The 17,806-nt window shown below is 43.0% G+C and carries 15 protein-coding genes; 11 read left to right on the plus strand and 4 right to left on the minus strand.

Annotated features, from left to right (window positions below; genetic code table 11):
• Nucleotides 1-19: 19 nt before the first annotated feature.
• Both F6K38_RS08995 and F6K38_RS09000 read right to left on the minus strand, forming a co-directional pair.
• The gene (locus F6K38_RS08995; RefSeq protein WP_287356477.1) at nucleotides 20-2,020 is read right to left on the minus strand and encodes a glycoside hydrolase family 10-like protein; all 2,001 of its coding nucleotides are present in this window, start codon (nucleotides 2,018-2,020) and stop codon (nucleotides 20-22) included.
• 327 nt (nucleotides 2,021-2,347) lie between these two features.
• Nucleotides 2,348-2,866 carry a hypothetical protein gene (locus tag F6K38_RS09000; protein ID WP_008191405.1) on the minus strand — a complete coding sequence of 173 codons (519 nt, stop codon included), beginning with the start codon at nucleotides 2,864-2,866 and terminating at the stop codon, nucleotides 2,348-2,350.
• A gap of 68 nt (nucleotides 2,867-2,934) precedes the next feature.
• On the opposite strand from F6K38_RS09000, the gene hetZ reads away from it, so the two are divergent.
• From hetZ to F6K38_RS09035, 7 genes are all read left to right on the plus strand, one after another.
• Nucleotides 2,935-4,098: a heterocyst differentiation protein HetZ gene (gene hetZ / locus F6K38_RS09005; protein ID WP_044495770.1), complete on the plus strand. Its 1,164-nt coding sequence runs from the start codon at nucleotides 2,935-2,937 to the stop codon at nucleotides 4,096-4,098.
• On the plus strand, nucleotides 4,091-5,194 hold the full coding sequence (locus F6K38_RS09010; RefSeq protein ID WP_008191411.1) for a hypothetical protein: 1,104 nt from the start codon (nucleotides 4,091-4,093) through the stop codon (nucleotides 5,192-5,194). Before hetZ ends, F6K38_RS09010 begins: the two co-directional genes overlap by 8 nt.
• A gap of 203 nt (nucleotides 5,195-5,397) precedes the next feature.
• Nucleotides 5,398-5,688 (plus strand): pentapeptide repeat-containing protein, encoded by a 291-nt coding sequence (locus F6K38_RS43255; RefSeq protein ID WP_353737179.1) that lies wholly within the window; start codon nucleotides 5,398-5,400, stop codon nucleotides 5,686-5,688.
• Nucleotides 5,660-7,924, plus strand: coding sequence for a transglutaminase TgpA family protein (locus F6K38_RS09020; RefSeq protein ID WP_287250141.1), 2,265 nt, complete (start codon nucleotides 5,660-5,662; stop codon nucleotides 7,922-7,924). Before F6K38_RS43255 ends, F6K38_RS09020 begins: the two co-directional genes overlap by 29 nt.
• Nucleotides 7,925-8,042: 118 nt before the next feature.
• Entirely contained in the window at nucleotides 8,043-8,930 is an 888-nt protein-coding gene (locus F6K38_RS09025) for an AEC family transporter (RefSeq protein ID WP_287250138.1), read from the plus strand.
• A 228-nt stretch (nucleotides 8,931-9,158) separates the two neighbouring features.
• The gene (locus F6K38_RS09030; protein WP_008191419.1) at nucleotides 9,159-9,422 is read left to right on the plus strand and encodes a hypothetical protein; all 264 of its coding nucleotides are present in this window, start codon (nucleotides 9,159-9,161) and stop codon (nucleotides 9,420-9,422) included.
• A 391-nt stretch (nucleotides 9,423-9,813) separates the two neighbouring features.
• Nucleotides 9,814-10,728 carry an MvdC/MvdD family ATP grasp protein gene (locus tag F6K38_RS09035; RefSeq protein WP_008191421.1) on the plus strand — a complete coding sequence of 305 codons (915 nt, stop codon included), beginning with the start codon at nucleotides 9,814-9,816 and terminating at the stop codon, nucleotides 10,726-10,728.
• A gap of 79 nt (nucleotides 10,729-10,807) precedes the next feature.
• On the opposite strand, the gene F6K38_RS09040 is transcribed toward F6K38_RS09035, so the two are convergent.
• Nucleotides 10,808-11,248, minus strand: a complete 441-nt coding sequence (locus F6K38_RS09040) for a surface-adhesin E family protein (RefSeq protein WP_131826842.1) — start codon at nucleotides 11,246-11,248, stop codon at nucleotides 10,808-10,810.
• A 98-nt stretch (nucleotides 11,249-11,346) separates the two neighbouring features.
• Nucleotides 11,347-12,471 (minus strand): SGNH/GDSL hydrolase family protein, encoded by a 1,125-nt coding sequence (locus tag F6K38_RS09045; protein WP_044495733.1) that lies wholly within the window; start codon nucleotides 12,469-12,471, stop codon nucleotides 11,347-11,349.
• 358 nt (nucleotides 12,472-12,829) lie between these two features.
• On the opposite strand from F6K38_RS09045, the gene F6K38_RS09050 reads away from it, so the two are divergent.
• From F6K38_RS09050 to F6K38_RS09065, 4 genes are all read left to right on the plus strand, one after another.
• The gene (locus tag F6K38_RS09050; RefSeq protein WP_008191425.1) at nucleotides 12,830-13,078 is read left to right on the plus strand and encodes a hypothetical protein; all 249 of its coding nucleotides are present in this window, start codon (nucleotides 12,830-12,832) and stop codon (nucleotides 13,076-13,078) included.
• A complete protein-coding gene (locus F6K38_RS09055) occupies nucleotides 13,075-15,141 on the plus strand; it encodes an AAA family ATPase (protein ID WP_008191426.1) in 2,067 nt (688 codons plus the stop codon). Before F6K38_RS09050 ends, F6K38_RS09055 begins: the two co-directional genes overlap by 4 nt.
• A gap of 200 nt (nucleotides 15,142-15,341) precedes the next feature.
• Nucleotides 15,342-15,968, plus strand: a complete 627-nt coding sequence (locus F6K38_RS09060) for a hypothetical protein (RefSeq protein WP_008191428.1) — start codon at nucleotides 15,342-15,344, stop codon at nucleotides 15,966-15,968.
• A 403-nt stretch (nucleotides 15,969-16,371) separates the two neighbouring features.
• On the plus strand, nucleotides 16,372-17,772 hold the full coding sequence (locus F6K38_RS09065) for a TldD/PmbA family protein (protein ID WP_287250130.1): 1,401 nt from the start codon (nucleotides 16,372-16,374) through the stop codon (nucleotides 17,770-17,772).
• Nucleotides 17,773-17,806: the final 34 nt, after the last annotated feature.

Here is a 17,806-nt window from a genome sequence, read left to right on the forward strand (position 1 = left end):
TGCCAAGGGCGAACAACCTTTAACCCAACGATACCACAACTCCTAAACTTTCGTTCCCAATCCTATCCACTGCTGACAAGGCATAGATTCCCGACTCTAGCGCTATCTCTAGCGTGGCTGAATTCAGAATTTTGTACAACCTCCAAACCCCATCTTGTTGTCGATAAAGAGTCCAATAACAAATCTCTCCATCACAAACTTTCTGCCAAATTAGCTTACCATCTCTTGCTCTGACATTACCTGGTGTCTTAGGTGGCTCAGTCTTTAACCACTCCATAGTAGGAACAACAGCAGGTTCAGAATAAATAGAGCTTTTCAACTGATCAACCACCTCTAAACGATTTTCTGTGAATACTTTCATGCTATAGAAAATATTCCCTAGGGAGAGTTGAGACACTAGATCGCGGCTAATTTCAACTTGTTCTTCATACTCAGAAATCGGCCACTCTTGTCCATCTAACTTACTGAGTCTATTCCCAGAATAAATGTGTCGATTTTTAGGATTATTTTCTGTCCACCATTGCAGTAAAACCGGATAACTTTGGGCAGGAGGCTCAATGCGCCAGTAAAGTTGAGGAGCAATATAATCGACCCAGCCTTCTTCTAACCATTTTTTCGGGTCAGCATAGATAGCTTCATATTGATCTAATCCCTTAATTTGAGGAGGTTGTCCAGGACGATAAATTCCAAAGGGACTAATCCCAAATTTAACTTTTGGCTTAGTAGCTTTAATGCCAGTGTAGAGACGCTCAACCATCTTATTCACATTGTCCCTGCGCCAATCCCCCAAACTCAGTTCACCCCCAGCTTCCTGATCAGCTTCATAGGTTTTTTGATCAGGAAAATCTTGATCTTTGATAGGATAAGGATAGAAATAGTCATCCAGATGAATCCCATCGACATCATAACGACCCACTACATCCAGAATCACGTTATAAGTCCAGTCCTGAACTGTTTTTACTCCTGGATCCATCCACAATTGTTTACCGTGTTGATACACATAGTTTGAATGGGTAACGCTGATGTGAGGCTTGACTTTTGCGGAAACTTGTGATCCTGTTGCAGCGCGGAACGGGTTAAACCAGGCGTGTAGTTCAATATTGCGTTTGTGACATTCTGCGATCGCAAACTCCAGCGGGTCGTAAAACGGTTCTGGTGCTTGCCCTTGGGTACCTGTTAGCCATTCACTCCAAGGTTCTAATTCTGAGGCATATAACGCATCTCCCGTCGGTCGTACCTGGAAAAACATAGCATTGAGGTTAAGTTCCTCAATCCGGTCAATAATCTCGATCAGTTCCTCTTGCTGTTTTTCTACAGCTAGACCCTTTTCAGAGGGCCAGTCAATGTTCCAGACACTGGCAACCCAAACTCCCCGAAACTCTCGCTGATGGCTAACCTCCCTAGTGGTTTGGAAAGCAACCGTGTATTTTGAGTTTAGGTCTGGCACCTGACCCAAATACGCCAAAGCTTGATAGATAAACGCTGCCACATCAGCACGAGTTGCCACTTGAGTGGGTCGCAGTCGCTTGGGATTGGGATAATTGACAATTATGTTAGCATCCGTAGCGGTGGCTATCCTGTCTCGGGCATAACCAGGAATTTTATCCACATCTTGATAGAGTTGGGGTAGCTCTATCTGTACATCCGATATCTCACTCAAGGGAAGGTTCAAGCCAGCTGCGATCGCTACCAAGGCTTCCACTCGAACCAGATTAGTGTCTGGGCGGAAGCGATTACCAGGATAACCCGACATAAAGCCAGTTTCGTAAGCATATTGAATCGCCTCCAAAGCCCAGTGTTTCTGTGATACATCAATAAACTTCGGAGCAGATCGTTGTTTTTCGGGTTGGGAAAAAGCGTTTTTTAATATGGCAGCAAACTGAGATCGATTCATGGGTAGATTAGGTCGGAATCTGCCATCAGGGAAACCGCTAATCATTCCCTGATTGGCTAAACCTTCAATAAATGGCTTTGCCCAGTGATTTTCCGTATCAGGGAAGCCAGTAAAAGAAGCTACCATAGTTTTATTGCTAGGCATATTGGGGGCTTAACCGCAATTTTAGCCGCACTATTATAGCAAGTGGCAAATTAATACCAAGTTGCGTTTACAGATAGTAAATTCACCGATGGGGAGATGGCCAGAGGTCGTGATGGCACGAAAGAACTATATTGATGCATGATCATGCATCAAAAGTGCCTAGATGAGACCGGATCAGTAATGAAGTGATCAGGGGTGATGGTAATAATGCGTGATTCAATAGTCTTCCGTGTCTTATCCCCTCATCCAGTCATCCCCTCATCCAGTCATCCCCTCATCCAGTCATCCCCTGCTTTGGTGAAGCCATACTTAAGCAATGTCAGGAGGTTGATTGTTAGAATCTGACTTGGGTGCTGACCGGATTTGCTGTAGTTGAGCTTGTATTAAATTTCGTAGGTCCTCTCGAGAGACCTCTGAACCAACCGCTAAATTACCAGGTGTATCAAAGAAAACAGTACTAGTGACGGTGTCGATTGCCAACATCTGAAACAAAATGTGAGTGACTGGCACCCCGCACGCCATAAGTTGAGGATCCCAATCAGAATGAAAATTGGCAGCATCTTGAACAGTCGGAAAAGCATAAATAACATTTTTCTCCAGGTCAGGGTTAGCACGATTACTCAGTGTAGTCAACACCCAACCTTGGTCAAGATTTTGGAGAATGTAATATTCCAGATGGTTTAGTTGTTCCGCCAGAAGTTTGAGTACTGGAGCGATCGCTTCAATCGATTGAGGCGTCGTTCCATCTTGTGGGGCATTATCAATCAAATTGTTAATTTGTTCGTCTAATTCCATAGGAGCTATAGGGTGAGGAATTTGGCTGCACATAGTCTAAACCTAAATCAAATTTGTCGAGAGTACGTGTATGTTAGGGTCGTTATTGAATGAAAATCATGATGAGGGAAGTCTGCCTGGGCGTGGAAGGACTATTTGAACTGCTGTATAACGAACTCCGGCAGTCCACTCGTGCTTCTAAGCAAAACTGCCAGGACGTAGCAAGACGTATCGCTGATGAAGTTAATCGTATTTGCAATGAAAGTAATCGGATTCAAAACTCTGGGGATGTGGACAGCTGGGCTCAAAACCTCGCTAACCATCGTCTCAAGCAAGTTTGTCATTACTACAAACTGGGGTCGCTCCAAGGAAGGGTAGAACTACAGAGTACTCTTAGTGCGATTATCTACCGCTACATTACACCCCATCAAACGCCGACCAGTTACCAGGCGCGGCTGAATATGATTGAAGATTTCTTACAGGGATTCTATGCCGAAGCCTTAAATGCCTTTCGGCGGGAAACCTCCCTGGAGGAAACCTATCGTCCCCGCAGTCTCCTGGAACTATCAGAATATATGGCGTTTACAGAGCGCTATGGTAAACGACGTATTCCTTTACCCGGTCGCCGTTCCCAACAGTTGGTCATTCTACGTGCTCAAACCTTTTCCCAACAGCAACCTCCAGAAACCTCTGTGGATATGGATACAGCAGCGGAAGGAGCAGCACAGGAGTCAGATGCGACTTGGAATGATGCGGCGATCCAGCAGGTGCGGGAAGCAATGGTGTTATCAGACTCTGAACCCCTAGACTCCAGCCTGCGGGAAACTGTAATCAAAGAATTATTTGCCTATCTCGAAGAACGCCAGCAACATGATTGTGCAAATTACTTTACTCTGCGGCTGAAAGACCTGCCAACCAGGGAAATTGAGGAGATTTTAGGCATCAATCCCAGACAGCGGGACTATTTACAACAACGGTTTAAGTATCATCTGATTCGGTTTGCTCTGTCTCACCGCTGGGAATTGGTACATCAGTGGCTGGGAGCAGATTTGGATCGAAATCTGGGGCTAACACCAAAAGAATGGCAACGATTTCAACAAAAACTGAGCTCCCAACAGTCAGAATTACTTAAACTCAAACAACAAGGTTACTCCAATGAAGAAATTTCTAAGACCTTGGGTTGTACACTAAACCAGGCACAGAAGCGATGGTTTAAGTTGCTCGAAATTGCCTGGGATATTCGTAATAGTTCAGTATCCGGATCCGGTAGATCTAAAGATGAATAGTGACATAGATAACAATATGGACGCTTTCTATAGCCGCTTAATGGCTTGGCTAAAAGAGTCCCGTCCCGCTGCTTCAATACCATCAAACGGTCAAGTAAACGATACTGTACCTCTGGGTGAGACAACAGCAGCGGATTTTGACTTTGATGTATATCCCCTGGATTTATCAGAATCACTGGACTTGGAAAACTTGAACATTGTCCCTAATCACAATGGCGAAGCGGTTTTAGACCGCATGTGGGTGGATTCACTAGAATCGATCACCCATGATGACCTTACACTAGGCGGTGAAATCCGCCGCTACAACTTGGGAGAGATGTCAACCGTGCAAAATCGTTTCCAGACGCTATTGAAGCGCAAACTACAAGCTCAAATTGAACTTAACCCACCTCTGTTTCCTTGGGAGACAGAAATGTCAGACTATGAAACTGATATTGTTGACGCAATAGCAGAGTCTTGGGTTTCCGGAGTTAGGTTTTGGATGCCACAGTTGTCTAACTTGGCTTTACCAACTGCCATACCAGAAAACGTTTTATCTCAATTGCTAGAAGCCTGCTCTGAGGCAGTGTCTTCCCAGTATCAGCTAGGGGCTAAACTGGTTAGGGCAGTTCAAAAGCTGTTTCCTGACGAATTCTATGCCCTTAACTCCTGGAGTGGCACCATCTTGATGGGAAGTGCCCGTTCTACAGAACAACTACTGCCATCCCTACCTTACGAAGAAGCTAACAATGACCAAAAGATGGTCTTAGCTCTGTTAGCAGCTAAGGAAATTCTTACCACCCTGACCATTCCAGTTTCACCAAATCAAACTCCTGTGGAGCGCCAGTGGGAGACTAGTGCTGGTTTAGTGACTCTGCGAGCCGAATATCATCAAGAAGATGGTGTGTCTCAGCTACGGGTCAGCACTCGTTTGCCTAGAGGTGGTAGCTTAACTCTAGGTACACCTCAAGCCTCCGCAAAAGCAGAACGTACCTATCCAGGTTACCTGAGTGTAGAATCCTATGATTTACAACCGAATCAGATTTGTTCTATCGAGATTCGCTTCCATCATGGAGAACAGAAACCTTTGACCTTTGCAATCTGCCCGACAAATTAGTCAGAATACTTGCCGGTTAACAGGTGAATAGGTTAATAGGTTGCAGGTTAACAGGTTGCAGGTTGCAGCTTAACAGGTTAACAGGTTGCAGGTGAATAGGTGAATAGGTGAATAGGTGAATAGGTTGCAGGTGAATAGGTGAACAGGTTGCAGGTGAATAGGTGAACAGGTTGCAGGTGAATAGGTGAACAGGTTGCAGGTGAATAGGTGAACAGGTTGCAGGTTATAACCTTCAACATTCCAACCTTCAACATTCCAACCTTCAACATTCCAACCTTCAACATTCCAACCTTCAACATTCCAACCTTCAACATTCCAACCTTCAACATTCCAACCTTCAACATTCCAACCTTCAACATTCCAACAACATTCCAACCTTTAACATTCCAACCTTTAACATTCCAACCTTTAACATTCCAACCTTTAACATTCCAAGCTTGACATATAACCTATCACGCATCTACCATGGTGAGTCAGTTTTGGCAGCGTCTTGAGGCGAAGCCATTGCCTCCTACAGAGGAGTCGATTTCGTTAAGGGTGTTGGTACAGGCACTGGTAGTAGTAGGAATTGTGGCTGTTGATGTCGCCGCATCTACCTTCTGGAGTCTTTGGGCAGTACCCTTAAGTATTGTGGGAGCAACCTGGAGTTGGTATCGTCGTCGCCAACGTAACATTGCTCTGAAATTCTTGCTGGCATTGGGGATGTTGCTGGCATTGGGAGCCTTTTTGGGCAATGTATTCAGTCAGCTCAATGATACCCGCTTAGCTCTAGCTCAGTTGTTAGTTCAGCTGCAAATTCTCCATAGCTTTGACTTGCCGCGCCGCAAGGATTTGGGCTATTCGATGGTAATTGGGCTAATCCTGTTGGGGGTCGCTGGTACTGTGAGTCAGACTCTGGCGTTTGCCCCTCTGTTGTTAGTATTTTTAGCGATCGCATTACCGGTTCTTGTCCTGGATTACCAGTCACGCTTGGGTATATCTACGGAAAAAAAAGGTAAAAAATTATATTGGTTTAATCCACACTCCTCACCCATACCCCTAAAGCGTCTCATTTTATTCATCGGGGTAATTATGGCGCTAGGGTTAACGATTTTTGCTCTGATGCCTCGTTTCCCTGGTTATCAAATCCAGATGTATCCCGTCAGTGCTCCTGGGGAAATGGCAAACCGGAGATTTGATTCACAAAATAGGTTAATTGTTAACCCTGGCTATGTAAGTGAAGGGAAACAGCAAGGGGAAAATGGTAGTGGTGACTCTCAAAACGCTACGGGTTCTGGTGAGTTGGATGAGACATTTTACTATGGCTTTAATAGCAAGATTAACCAGAATCTGCGGGGAGAACTCAAACCTAAGGTAGTGATGCGGGTGCGTTCTCAAGCACCGGGATTTTGGCGAGTGCTAGCGTTTGACCACTACACGGGTCAGGGTTGGGAAATTTCTCGGGATAATCAAGTTCAGAAAATAACTCGACCAAGCTGGTCCTATCGCTTCCAACTCTTACCTGCCTTGATCACAGGTCAAACCAAAAAGGTAATTCAAACCTATACAGCTGTATCAGAATTGCCGAATCTGATTCCCGCTTTGGCCTATCCTAACGAATTGTTCTTTCCGTCGCGGGAAATAGGTATTGGAGCAGAAGGCAGTTTGCGATCGCCTTTAGGTTTAGTAGAAGGACTAACCTATACCGTAATATCAGAAGTTCCATTTCGCGATCGCACTAAGTTGCAGCAAGCTGGGGATAACTACCCCAAGTCGATTCAAAACTACTATCTGGATATCCCCCCCCAAATTGCAGTGAGGGTCAGGCAACGTACTGAAGAACTCCTAGCCACTTCAGAAAAACCTCTTACTTCTTCCTATGAAAAAGCCTTGTATCTAGCCCAGGCGGTTAAGCAGCGTTATCGCCTCCCCCAAGACCCCTCACAATTCCCTTTTTTAGAAGAAAATCAAGATTTGGTGGAAGCCTTTCTCTTCAAGTATCAAGGTGGTTATCCCGACCACTTCTCCACCACCCTCACGATTATGCTCCGTTCCATAGGCATCCCAGCCCGATTAGTGGCTGGATTTGGCACTGGCGAATTTAACCCCTTTACTGGGTTTTACATCGTCCGCAATACTGATGCCTATGCCATGACTGAGGTTTATTTCCCTCAATACGGTTGGTTTGCCTTTGACCCCATCCCAGGTCATGAATTGCTGCCCCCCTCCGTCGAGCAATATCAAACCTTTAGTGTCTTGCGGCAGTTTTGGCAGTGGGTAGCAGGTTGGCTCCCCTCACCAATAACTGGTTTACTCAGCAACCTATGGCATCTCACCATTGGTACCATTATCCGAATATTTGTTGGATTGTGGAAGATGGTGTCCAGTGGTTGGTTAGGTATGTTGAGCGGTTTGATGTTAGCGATCGCATTTGGTTTTCTGAGCTGGCTAGGTTGGCATCAGTGGAAAAACTGGCGCTATCGTTTCTGGTTGGCAACATTGCCACCAATGGAACAGATTTACCAGCAAATGATCAAGATTTTAGCAACCAAAGGGTATGTCAAACATCCGACTCAAACTCCCCTAGAGTACGCTAGCTGTATAAGTCAAGACCAGCCTCAAGCATCCGCTGAGGTCATTGAGCAGATTTCCCATGCTTATATCCGTTGGCGTTATGGAGGTCACAGACCTAATATTAAACAACTGCGGCGGCGACTGAAGCAGTTTAGCAAAAATAGGTTTAAGGTTTAAGGTTTAAGGTTGAATGTTGAATGTTAAAGGTTGCTTGAAGGTCAACAGTCAACGGTCAACACTAAACGGTTAATAAAAAGACTTTTGCTTTAATGGGGTTCATCTCAGTATTTATCTAATGACTGTTATTCTACCTGCTGTCGTTTCGGTCGGTTTAATTATCCTGATTGGATTTATTGCTGGTCGCACGTTATCTCTGGACAAGCAAACTCTTTCTCAGCTATCTCTTTATATTCTGGTACCAGCGTTGATAGCAGACAGCTTGTATCGGACAACACTGTCTACCGAAAGCACCACTGGTTTAGTTGCTGGCTTGATCATTACCGCTGTGTTGCTTTACCTACTGAGTTGGGGGTTAGGCAAACTGTTGAAATTACCAGCAGTTGTCCAAAAAAGCTTTATGGTTGCTGCTATTTTTCCCAATGCTGGAAACCTCGGGCTTCCTCTCAATTCCTTTGCCTTTGGTACACCGGGTTTAGAACGCGCTATAGTTTACATGATCACAGCTGCCTTGTTGATGTTTGCTATTTGTCCCGCTTTACTTAAAGGGGGTAGTATTAGTTCTGGAGTGCGCTTAACCCTAAAACTACCGCTACTCTGGGCAATGCTGGCAGGATTAACCTGGCGTTTATTGCGCTTAAAACTGCCTTTAGGGCTAGATAAGGGTATTCACCAGTTGGGTATGGCAGCAATCCCTATCGATTTAATTGTGTTGGGGATACAATTGTCCCGCACCCGTTTGGTAATAGGACGGTATGAGGTGCTTGCGACTAGCTTGCGTTTGTTGGTAGCTCCGCTAATTGCCCATACCGTTGGTCAAGCATTGGGACTGGAGGGATTAAATTTACAGGTGTTGGTGTTACAAAGTGCCATGCCTGTGGCAATTAGTACGGTAGTGTTGGTCACTGAGTTTGGGGGAGATGCTCCTTTAGTAGCACGGACAGTGGTTTTGTCTACCTTAGTGAGTTTCCTTTCTCTTCCCCTAGTTTTGTGGGCGACTACTTAGTTAGTATTTATCCATGAATAAGAGCTAAAGTAGAGAATTAACGGATATAGAATTGTAAAAGATTTAACAGGATCAGTAATTATCTGGATTACGAAAGCCAGGTTATTTTGTCATGGTTACATACAGAGATTATTTCTCTGACCATCTTTTTGAACTAGCGCTTTCAGCAATTCAAAGCAGTCATGAATACTCAACTTGCCAGTCCACCTGCTCAACACGACAGTTTAAATGTCCCTACTCGCCAAAGCTCATGTAAAGAAGGAGGTATTGTTACGGATGGAATTGGAGAAGATGGCAATATTACCACCTTCGCGATCGAGGAAGAAGGGGGTGCAAGCACAAAGCGCCTTGTCAGAAGAAGGGGGAGACCTGCTCGAAGCCTTGAGTAACAACCTAACTGCTATCGAACACAAACAACATCTCTCAGGTATTGACCTTAAACCATTACCAGTGAAAAGAATCTCAAGATTGGCACACTTGCCAATTTTTTAGTAATTATAAAGATTAGGGCATATAGCAATCCTATAGGATTGCTATAGTGAGAAATGTCGCCCTCAAGGGGTAAGCCATCTAGTGACAATTCCCTGGACCGATTAGCAGCGTTTTTCAGCATTTAGGCAATTTGTCAACAGAGTGCACTATATTTTCGGAGTAATATCAGGATGTATTTAACTATAAAATTTACCTGTGATCAGGGAAATATAACTTATAGTATACCAAAATTAATTTGGCTTAGAGTGTGTTTTAAAATACCAATTTATTACCAAACAAAGTATGATATTGACTTGATTAGCCACACTATTATCTAGTAAACCGAAACAAAAAAAGAACTTGGGTAATCAGCAGAACAGTATAAATACTAGTTCGTTTTGTTTGGCAATAGATGAATATTTTAATTTTGGGCAACCCTGAAGATACTCACGCTGCGCATATCAACTATGCTCTGACTAAGGCTGGAGGCAAGACAAACTATCTCGATACCTCTCTGTTTCCTACTAAATTACGCCTATCTTGGCAGCCACACACTAACGATGGAATTCTCACCCTATCCGATGGCTATCAATTACGTCTGAGAGATATTCGTAGCATCTTTTGGCGTAATTTTTCTGGAGTTCAAATTCCCCCAATCAAAAATCCATTACAGCATAGAGTTGCTTTTAATGATGCTATGAGTACCCTAAGAACGTTGATGCAAGGAACCTCAATTCACTGGGTTAACTCATGGCAAGCTTATGAATTTCATAAGGAAAAACCTCTACAATTGAGCAAAGCTCAACAAATGGGTGTAACGATTCCCCATACTCTAATTAGTAATGATCCAGACGCTATCATTAAGTTTACGAAGTCTTATGAGCAAGTAATTTTTAAGCCAGTCTATGGTGATGCTCATGTCCAGTTTTTAACAGAACAACATCTACAACCTGAACGACTAAACTTAGCCCTGCGGCTTTCTCCTGTTACTATACAGGAGTATATCCCTGGCACCAATATTCGCACCTATGTAATTGGGGACTCGATGTACTCGGCAGAAATTCGCTCCAAGTCTCTTGACTTTCGAGAAGATATCGATGCTCAATTGATTCCGGTCAGGCTGCCAAAGACCGTGCAACAGCAGTGTAAAGCTATCACTAGAGCGTTTTGGCTCCAGTGGACGGCGATTGACTGGCGTTTAAAGCCAAATGGTGAATACGTGTTTCTTGAAGCTAACCCCAGTCCGATGTTTTTACACTTTGAGCAACAAACTGGTTTCCCTATCACCCAAGAATTAGTTAATCTTCTGATCAGTGATATCAATTGAGTCCTGAGTCGGAAAGTGCAGAGTTCCGACTCCACAGTTAACTGTCAACAATTAACAATCAACAATTAACAGTTAACAGTCAACGGTTAACAACATTAGTCTTAGACTTACAAGCTAAGGTGTGAAAACCATTCATGACATGAACCGTTGGAGTATCGGGTGTGGGTATTGTGTACCAATCATTCTCCGATTCTTCCCGGCTGATTATACTACCCTGGGAATCGTATTGTTCAAAACGCGATGTACGTATGGAACGCTCAGGGCAATTAACTTGAACCGTGATAATGGCAGAATACACTCCTGGTTCGAGAGGATTACCAAATACTATCCTACTATCAAAGGAGTGGATGGGATTGCCCATTTCATCAGTGGTGGTGACCAAAGAATCGACATCAAAGTAGTGGATATTGCCTGTCTGAGCATTTGACATGACTCTGACCCAACGCCTTGGTTTTGTCTGAGCTATAGCAGTCTGAGATAGACAAGCGATCGCAGATAAGATTAACAGAAATTTACCCATAGAATTTACCAATAGTAGTATCAATTTATTTAGTATCAATTTAGTATCAACGGTGACAGCTCGGAAAGCTGCCACTGTGTTACACTTAATAGTAAAATCTAGCAGGATTTATTCAACTGTTTCCGAAGCAACCAGGCAAGCCCTATCACTCCTAAGGAAGCAGAAGACACTGGTTCTGGTACAGACTTAGATTCAGGCTTGTCTTGGGACTTAAGTGCTGCTAAGGTGGATTCCGCTAGGATCTGATGGCCAGCTGTCGTTGGGTGGAAGCTATCCCAGAATAAAAACTCGTCTGGATTAGCACAGGCAATCAACGTTGCTTGATCTAAGCACGTTTCCGTCACATTCGTGAAACCAAAGTCTCCAGGATTGGTCACAACCTGATTAAATAGGTCATATTCATCAAAGAATATCAGGTTAATGTCAGGTAATGATTGGCTCAAAACCTTAAGGGTGGAGTCCAACACAGAGTTATGCTGCTCGATCAAATCCGTGAGGCGAGTCGATAATGCACTACCTAGCCTCAGTGATTGAGGTATCTTTCCCAAATCCGGTAAGTTAAGCACTAGGAAATTGCGAGCACCAAAGTTATACAGGGAGTTCAGTGCTGTCTGTATATTCCCGACGACCTCAGTAGGATTAGGAGGTTCCACACTCTGGTAATCATTAGCACCTGACCACAGAATATAGAGGGCGTTGGGGTCAGCCATCTGATCAGATACGATTAGGTCATTGGTAAACCCTGGGACTTGGGTGAGTAATCCCGGTACAACCTCCCCGAACTGACCAATCCCAGCCAATCCGGTTCCAGCACCACCAAAAGCAAAGTTTACGCTTTGAGTAGTCGTCGCACCATTGAAGAAAAAACTCACCCGAGGGCCATCGGGAGTGATAGTGATTGGAGACAGTATCGGGGAATCCGGTAACAGCAACGACAAATCAGTAGATCGCTTCAGGTCTATGTCCAGAGCATCTGCTAGATAATCTACCCAGATCGGACCATTGCTAGAACGTCCCTGAAAGTAGGGTGGACTCTGGGGGATGATGGGAAGAGTGGGATTTAGCTGATTGCTTGCCTTACTGATATTGAACAAATTGCCAGTATCCGATAGGCTATCACCAAACACATAAAGATTAGTGAAATCTAAATCATATGCCCTAGCTTCAGAGGGCAACATTAAAGATAATAGAGAAAATCCGAAAGCCGTAATTGCGTTTTTCATTTTTGATTGTCTGTGATTGTGGGCAGGTTTCAATCGAAAACTAAAAACCTACAGAGATAGAGTACTGCTTTGGGTGACTCTCTTTATTAAGAGCTGGCAAAATTTTTGGGTTATAGTATAAATAAACAATAAAGTCTTACAATAAATTTAGTCAGGCTGGATATGGTATCATGTCCGGGAACATCGATAGTGTAAAGCGTGGGTAATTGATAATTGGTAATCGGGAATTGGTAAGTGTGATTACTACCAAGCTATTCCCTATTTACCCTTACCGATTACTAAAATAAACAACAAATAACACTACCGAAACAACCGGACACGATCTGACAGGTTAGTCGCTTTTTTAAAAAATACGGTTATGACATTTAGATACTCTACCAGTGGTGCTACATCAGTCATTTCCAGAAGAGTAGCTGAAAAATCTTCTACTTATTCTCCTAGCAAGAATGAACTCCATGATGTCCAGGAGCCGATTATCACTGCTCCCCTAGAAGTGCGCCGAATTATAGAGCGAGTCTTGCAGGCAGAAAAGGATAAACTCTATATGAAAACTCCCCGTAATATTAATGATGATATCCTGAGAATTGTCAAGGAAGAAGTTCAATGAAGCTGCTATCTATTCAGCTATTTAATTTTCGTCAGTTTTATGGTAAGACTCCCGTGATTGTGTTAGCCAGTGGCGAGCAAAACACTACGATTATTCATGGGAATAATGGTGCAGGTAAGACTACCATCCTGAATGCTTTTTCGTGGGTACTCTATGAAAAGTTTAGTGCTGCTTTTGCTTCAGAAGACCAACTGCTGAATAAGCGAGCTCTTGCTGAAGCTCAGTTCAATAAACCAGTAGACTGTTGGGTAGAAGTGGCATTTGAACATAATAATAAACGCTACCAAGTCAAACGTCTATGTCGTACTTACAAAACTGAGTTAGGAGTCGATCAAGGTAACACAGAATTGTATCTCCAAATCGCTGGAGATGATGGACGCTGGTTATTACCTCAACAACTACCCGAGGATATCATTGGTCAAATTTTACCAGCTAGTTTGCACCAATACTTCTTTTTTGATGGGGAACGAATTGAGCAACTGGTACGCTCCGATAAAAAGTCAGAAGTTGCGGAAGCAACCAAGACCTTGCTAGGGGTAGAAGTTTTAAATCGCTCCATTAAACATTTAAGGGAAGCGAAAAAAACCTTAGACTATGAATTGTCTTTAATTGGCGACTCTGAAACTAAGCAATTGCTTAAACAACAGCGAAAATCGGAAAAGAAGAGCCAGAGTCTAATCAAGCGTCAAAGGGAAATCAAGCAGGAGTTAGAGGAGCAAGATGAGCTAAAGAAGATAATTGGTCAACGGTTATTAGAACTCGGTGGCGCTCAGGAGTTACAACAACTGCGGGATGAACTAGAAGCTAGAGAAAAGTTAATTAGAGAACAGCTAAAACAAAGCCAAAATATCTTGAAACGAGCTATATCAACTCGTGGCTATACGGTGCTGCTCTCAGAGGTAAGCTCAACTTTTCAAGAGATTGTCAAAGACTTAATAACGGAAAGAGGGGAATTACCTGTTGGGATTAAGCGGCAATTTGTTGGGGATTTACTTAAACACAAGCGCTGTATCTGTGGTGTAGAATTAACTGAGGGAACTCATGCTCATCAGCAAGTAGCAGCCTGGATGGATAAAGCCGGAATGGCTGAAGTGGAAGAAACGGCAATTCGTATGGGTTCCCAGGTTGATGAAATTAACCAACAGGTGCCAGAATTTTGGCAGGATGTTGACCAACAACAAGATACTATTGCTCAGGGAAGAACTGAGCTTTCTAGAATTGAGACCCAACTAGATGATATCAAGAAAAAGTTACGTAACTTTCCCGATGAGGATATCAGTCACCTCCAACAACAATTGGATGAGATAGATACTAGGATTCGGGAGCTAACCCTAGAGCAAGGAGGTAATCAACAACAAATTGAACAGTTGGATACAGACATTGACTTAAAGGATAAGCAGATTGCTAAGCACAAAATGAATGAAAGTAAGCAGGCGTTGATACAGCGACGGATTGCTGCTGCTCAAGATTCTATTGAACGGTTAATTGAAGTTAGGGAACGTTTAGAAACTCAGTTTCGGACTTCTTTGGAGAAGCGGGTCCAGGAGATATTTATCTCAATTTCCTTTACACCTTACATTCCTAAGTTGAGTGATAAGTATGAGTTAACCTTAGTAGAAAGTACTCTTGGGGAAGAAAACCTAGTTGCTGCGTCTACGGGAGAGAATCAGATTCTAAGTTTATCCTTTATCGGCGGAATTATTGACCGAGTTAGGGATTGGAGTCAAGAGCATTCTCTGATGGGACCCGATAGTAGTACTTTTCCTATTGTAATGGATTCTCCCTTTGGAAGCTTGGATGAAATCTATCGTCGGCGAATTGCTAATATCTTACCTAGACTGGCGAATCAATTAGTAGTTTTAGTGACTCAGACTCAGTGGCGAGGAGAAGTGGCTGATGAGATACTTCCTTTTCTTGGTAAAGAGTATGTGTTGACTTACAATTCTCCTAAGTCTGATTGTGAAGAAGATGTTATTGAGCTAGCTGGAAATCGTTATGATTTGGTAAGGCGTAGTCCAAATCAGTTTGAATATACTGAGATTGTTGAGGTAGATTATGAGTAACTATTCAGCTTATGCTTAGATGGGCAAATTACCATAGTTTCAATACTCTCAATCTCGAATGATTAAATTCTCCTGTTCCAGATTTATTTTAAGCTGTTCGCGTAGGATGAGCTTTTAGCTCACGGCTGACAGCTGACCACTGAATTCTTATGATAGTACCTCAAAGGATTGATAACAGCTACATATAGCTAGCTAAAGCCATGTCTTACAGTGAATTTACTCTAGATACACTCAAACATCAATTTAACCTATCGATTCAAGAACGAGTTAACTTATTTGAATCAGTTGAACCAGTTACTCCTAGTCCTTTATTGAAAGAGATTTTAGAAGAAAACCTACCTCTAGGATTGGAAATCGATACGGAAAAAGCGCGCTCTGAATTGATTGTTGCTCCTATTTTAGTGGAAATTCGCAAGCAATTCAAGCGTCAAATCAGCCTTTTCTCTGGCACAGAGTTTACTATTGATAAAAGTAAAGGGCTAAACGGTAGGTGTGATTTTATCATTAGTCATTCTCCTGAACAGTTGGAGGTTACTGCTCCTATTGCTATTCTAGTAGAAGCCAAAAATGATAACCTTAAATCCGCTATCCCTCAGTGTATTGCTGAAATGGTTGCTGCTCAAATTTTTAATGAGCACAAAAATAATCCTATTCCGTTTATCTATGGTGGAGTCACAACTGGAAGCCTATGGAAATTTCTCAAATTAGTCAAAAATTCGGTTTATATTGAGTCAGAAGAACACTTTATTGGTAATTTAGATGCTCTGCTCGGTATTCTGTCACATATTATTAATAGCACTCGCCCTCAATCTGTTGCTGAAAGTTAGTGATAATTTTGGGATAGTGGCAAGAAAAGTCGGTAAGTAAATAGACACTACATCAAGGGTTAAGCAATAATATTATTGGTCTAATTCTTATTGTTATGATTATCGAAATAATTAAAATTTAGAATAACGTCGATAATTATGTATAATAAGGTTAATTGTTACAAGTAGTCAATATTATTGAAGTGACTAGGGTTGAGGCTTACCTTACTGCTTATGTTGAATAATCTAAGGGGTAAATTATGCTATAATAGTGTAAGTTTTAACATGATATGACGTAAAACAAAGAACATAAGCTGTTCGCGTAGCGTGTGTGTAGCACATAAGCTGACGACTAAATGCTTACGATAGCACTAGAGCCCCTACTCATTGCACAATAGAATAGTTATTTGCTCTTTCCCCTACTATGCCAATTGTCCTAACTGATACCAAAAACTTACTCTGTGACCTAATTGCTCAATATGGCTCCCGTGTCGATTACTTAGCTATTCGCTTAGAAGAAGCCGAAGGAACTAGCATTTTATTACGGGGTGACAAGATAGAAACCCTTAGTGAAGGTCTTTCTATCGGTGGACAAGTAAGAGCATGTTATAATGGAGGATGGGGTTTTTCGAGTTTTAACCAGCTTAGCGCTATTAAAGAACGAGTCGAAGACGCGATCGCAGCAGCTAGGATTGTGGGTAATCAAGAAACCACCCTTGCTCCCATTGAACCAAGACAGGATGTTTGTAAGTTACCCCTGACTGGTACAGACCCTAGACAAATTCCCTTGGCGCAGAAGAAAGCATTATGCGATCGCTACAATCAAATTCTCAGAAGTTATGACAGTAGCATTGCTACCACTTCTGTCCGGTATGGGGATGTTAACCAGCGCATCATCATTGCTACTTCCGAAGGTACCTTGATAGAGCAATCTTGGGCAGATCTGGAAATGCGTTTTGCTGCTACTGCTCGTAATGGCGATAGTGTCCATACTGGTAGAGAAACCATTGGCTCTCGCCAAGGCTATGACGACCTGACCAATCTTGATCAACAAGTCCATGGAGCAGCTCAACGTGCTGTAGATGCTCTATCCTTACCACCTGTAACTGGTGGTAATTATACAGTAGTTATCGACCCCATCCTGACTGGTTTGTTTGTTCACGAAGCCTTTGGACACCTTTCTGAAGCCGACATGGCTTATGAAAATCCTGACTTACTAGAAGTGATGAGTATAGGGCGTCGTTTTGGCTCAAAGGAGTTGCAAATCTTTGATGGAGCTGCGACCCAAGGACACCGGGGTAGCTATTTCTACGATGATGAAGGCACTCCAGCCACTACCACTCAGTTGATTAAAGATGGTGTATTAGTTGGACGTCTTCACTCCCGTGAAACTGCTGGTAAGTTAGGCGAAACCCCTACTGGTAATGCTCGTTGTCTCAATTACCACTATCCCCCGATTGTTCGGATGACTAATACTTGGATAGGACCCGGAGCTACTCCAGTAGCAGAGTTATTCGATGATATCCCAATAGGAGTCTATGCTCGAAATTGGCTAGGAGGTATGACTAATGGTGAAATGTTTACCTTTAGTGCTGGAGAAGCGTGGATGATTCGCAATGGTCAAATTGCTGAACCTGTGCGAGATGTCACTCTTTCTGGTAATGTGTTCAAGACCTTAGCTGATATTGAAGCTATTGGTGATGATTTCTATTGGGATGAATCCGGTGGCTGTGGTAAAGGTGGACAAAGCGGCTTAGCTGTAGGTTGTGCAGGACCAAGCTTAAGGATTCGGAATGTGGTAGTTGGTGGAGAAATTGAAGGTTGAAGGTTTGGAGGTTGAAGGTTGAAGGTTGAAGGTT

The sequence above is a fragment of the Moorena sp. SIO3B2 genome (assembly GCF_010692525.1).
Taxonomy (GTDB): domain Bacteria; phylum Cyanobacteriota; class Cyanobacteriia; order Cyanobacteriales; family Coleofasciculaceae; genus Moorena; species Moorena producens.

Excerpts from the sequence above, each read along its gene's own strand:
- F6K38_RS08995 (WP_287356477.1), bottom strand. The coding sequence starts at position 2,020 with ATGGTAGCTTCTTTTACTGGCTTCCCTGATACGGAAAATCACTGGGCA.
- F6K38_RS09000 (WP_008191405.1), bottom strand. The coding sequence starts at position 2,866 with ATGTGCAGCCAAATTCCTCACCCTATAGCTCCTATGGAATTAGACGAA.
- hetZ (WP_044495770.1), top strand. The coding sequence starts at position 2,935 with ATGAGGGAAGTCTGCCTGGGCGTGGAAGGACTATTTGAACTGCTGTAT.
- F6K38_RS09010 (WP_008191411.1), top strand. The coding sequence starts at position 4,091 with ATGAATAGTGACATAGATAACAATATGGACGCTTTCTATAGCCGCTTA.
- F6K38_RS09020 (WP_287250141.1), top strand. The coding sequence starts at position 5,660 with ATGGTGAGTCAGTTTTGGCAGCGTCTTGAGGCGAAGCCATTGCCTCCT.
- F6K38_RS09025 (WP_287250138.1), top strand. The coding sequence starts at position 8,043 with ATGACTGTTATTCTACCTGCTGTCGTTTCGGTCGGTTTAATTATCCTG.
- F6K38_RS09030 (WP_008191419.1), top strand. The coding sequence starts at position 9,159 with ATGTCCCTACTCGCCAAAGCTCATGTAAAGAAGGAGGTATTGTTACGG.
- F6K38_RS09035 (WP_008191421.1), top strand. The coding sequence starts at position 9,814 with ATGAATATTTTAATTTTGGGCAACCCTGAAGATACTCACGCTGCGCAT.
- F6K38_RS09040 (WP_131826842.1), bottom strand. The coding sequence starts at position 11,248 with ATGGGTAAATTTCTGTTAATCTTATCTGCGATCGCTTGTCTATCTCAG.
- F6K38_RS09045 (WP_044495733.1), bottom strand. The coding sequence starts at position 12,471 with ATGAAAAACGCAATTACGGCTTTCGGATTTTCTCTATTATCTTTAATG.
- F6K38_RS09050 (WP_008191425.1), top strand. The coding sequence starts at position 12,830 with ATGACATTTAGATACTCTACCAGTGGTGCTACATCAGTCATTTCCAGA.
- F6K38_RS09055 (WP_008191426.1), top strand. The coding sequence starts at position 13,075 with ATGAAGCTGCTATCTATTCAGCTATTTAATTTTCGTCAGTTTTATGGT.
- F6K38_RS09060 (WP_008191428.1), top strand. The coding sequence starts at position 15,342 with ATGTCTTACAGTGAATTTACTCTAGATACACTCAAACATCAATTTAAC.
- F6K38_RS09065 (WP_287250130.1), top strand. The coding sequence starts at position 16,372 with ATGCCAATTGTCCTAACTGATACCAAAAACTTACTCTGTGACCTAATT.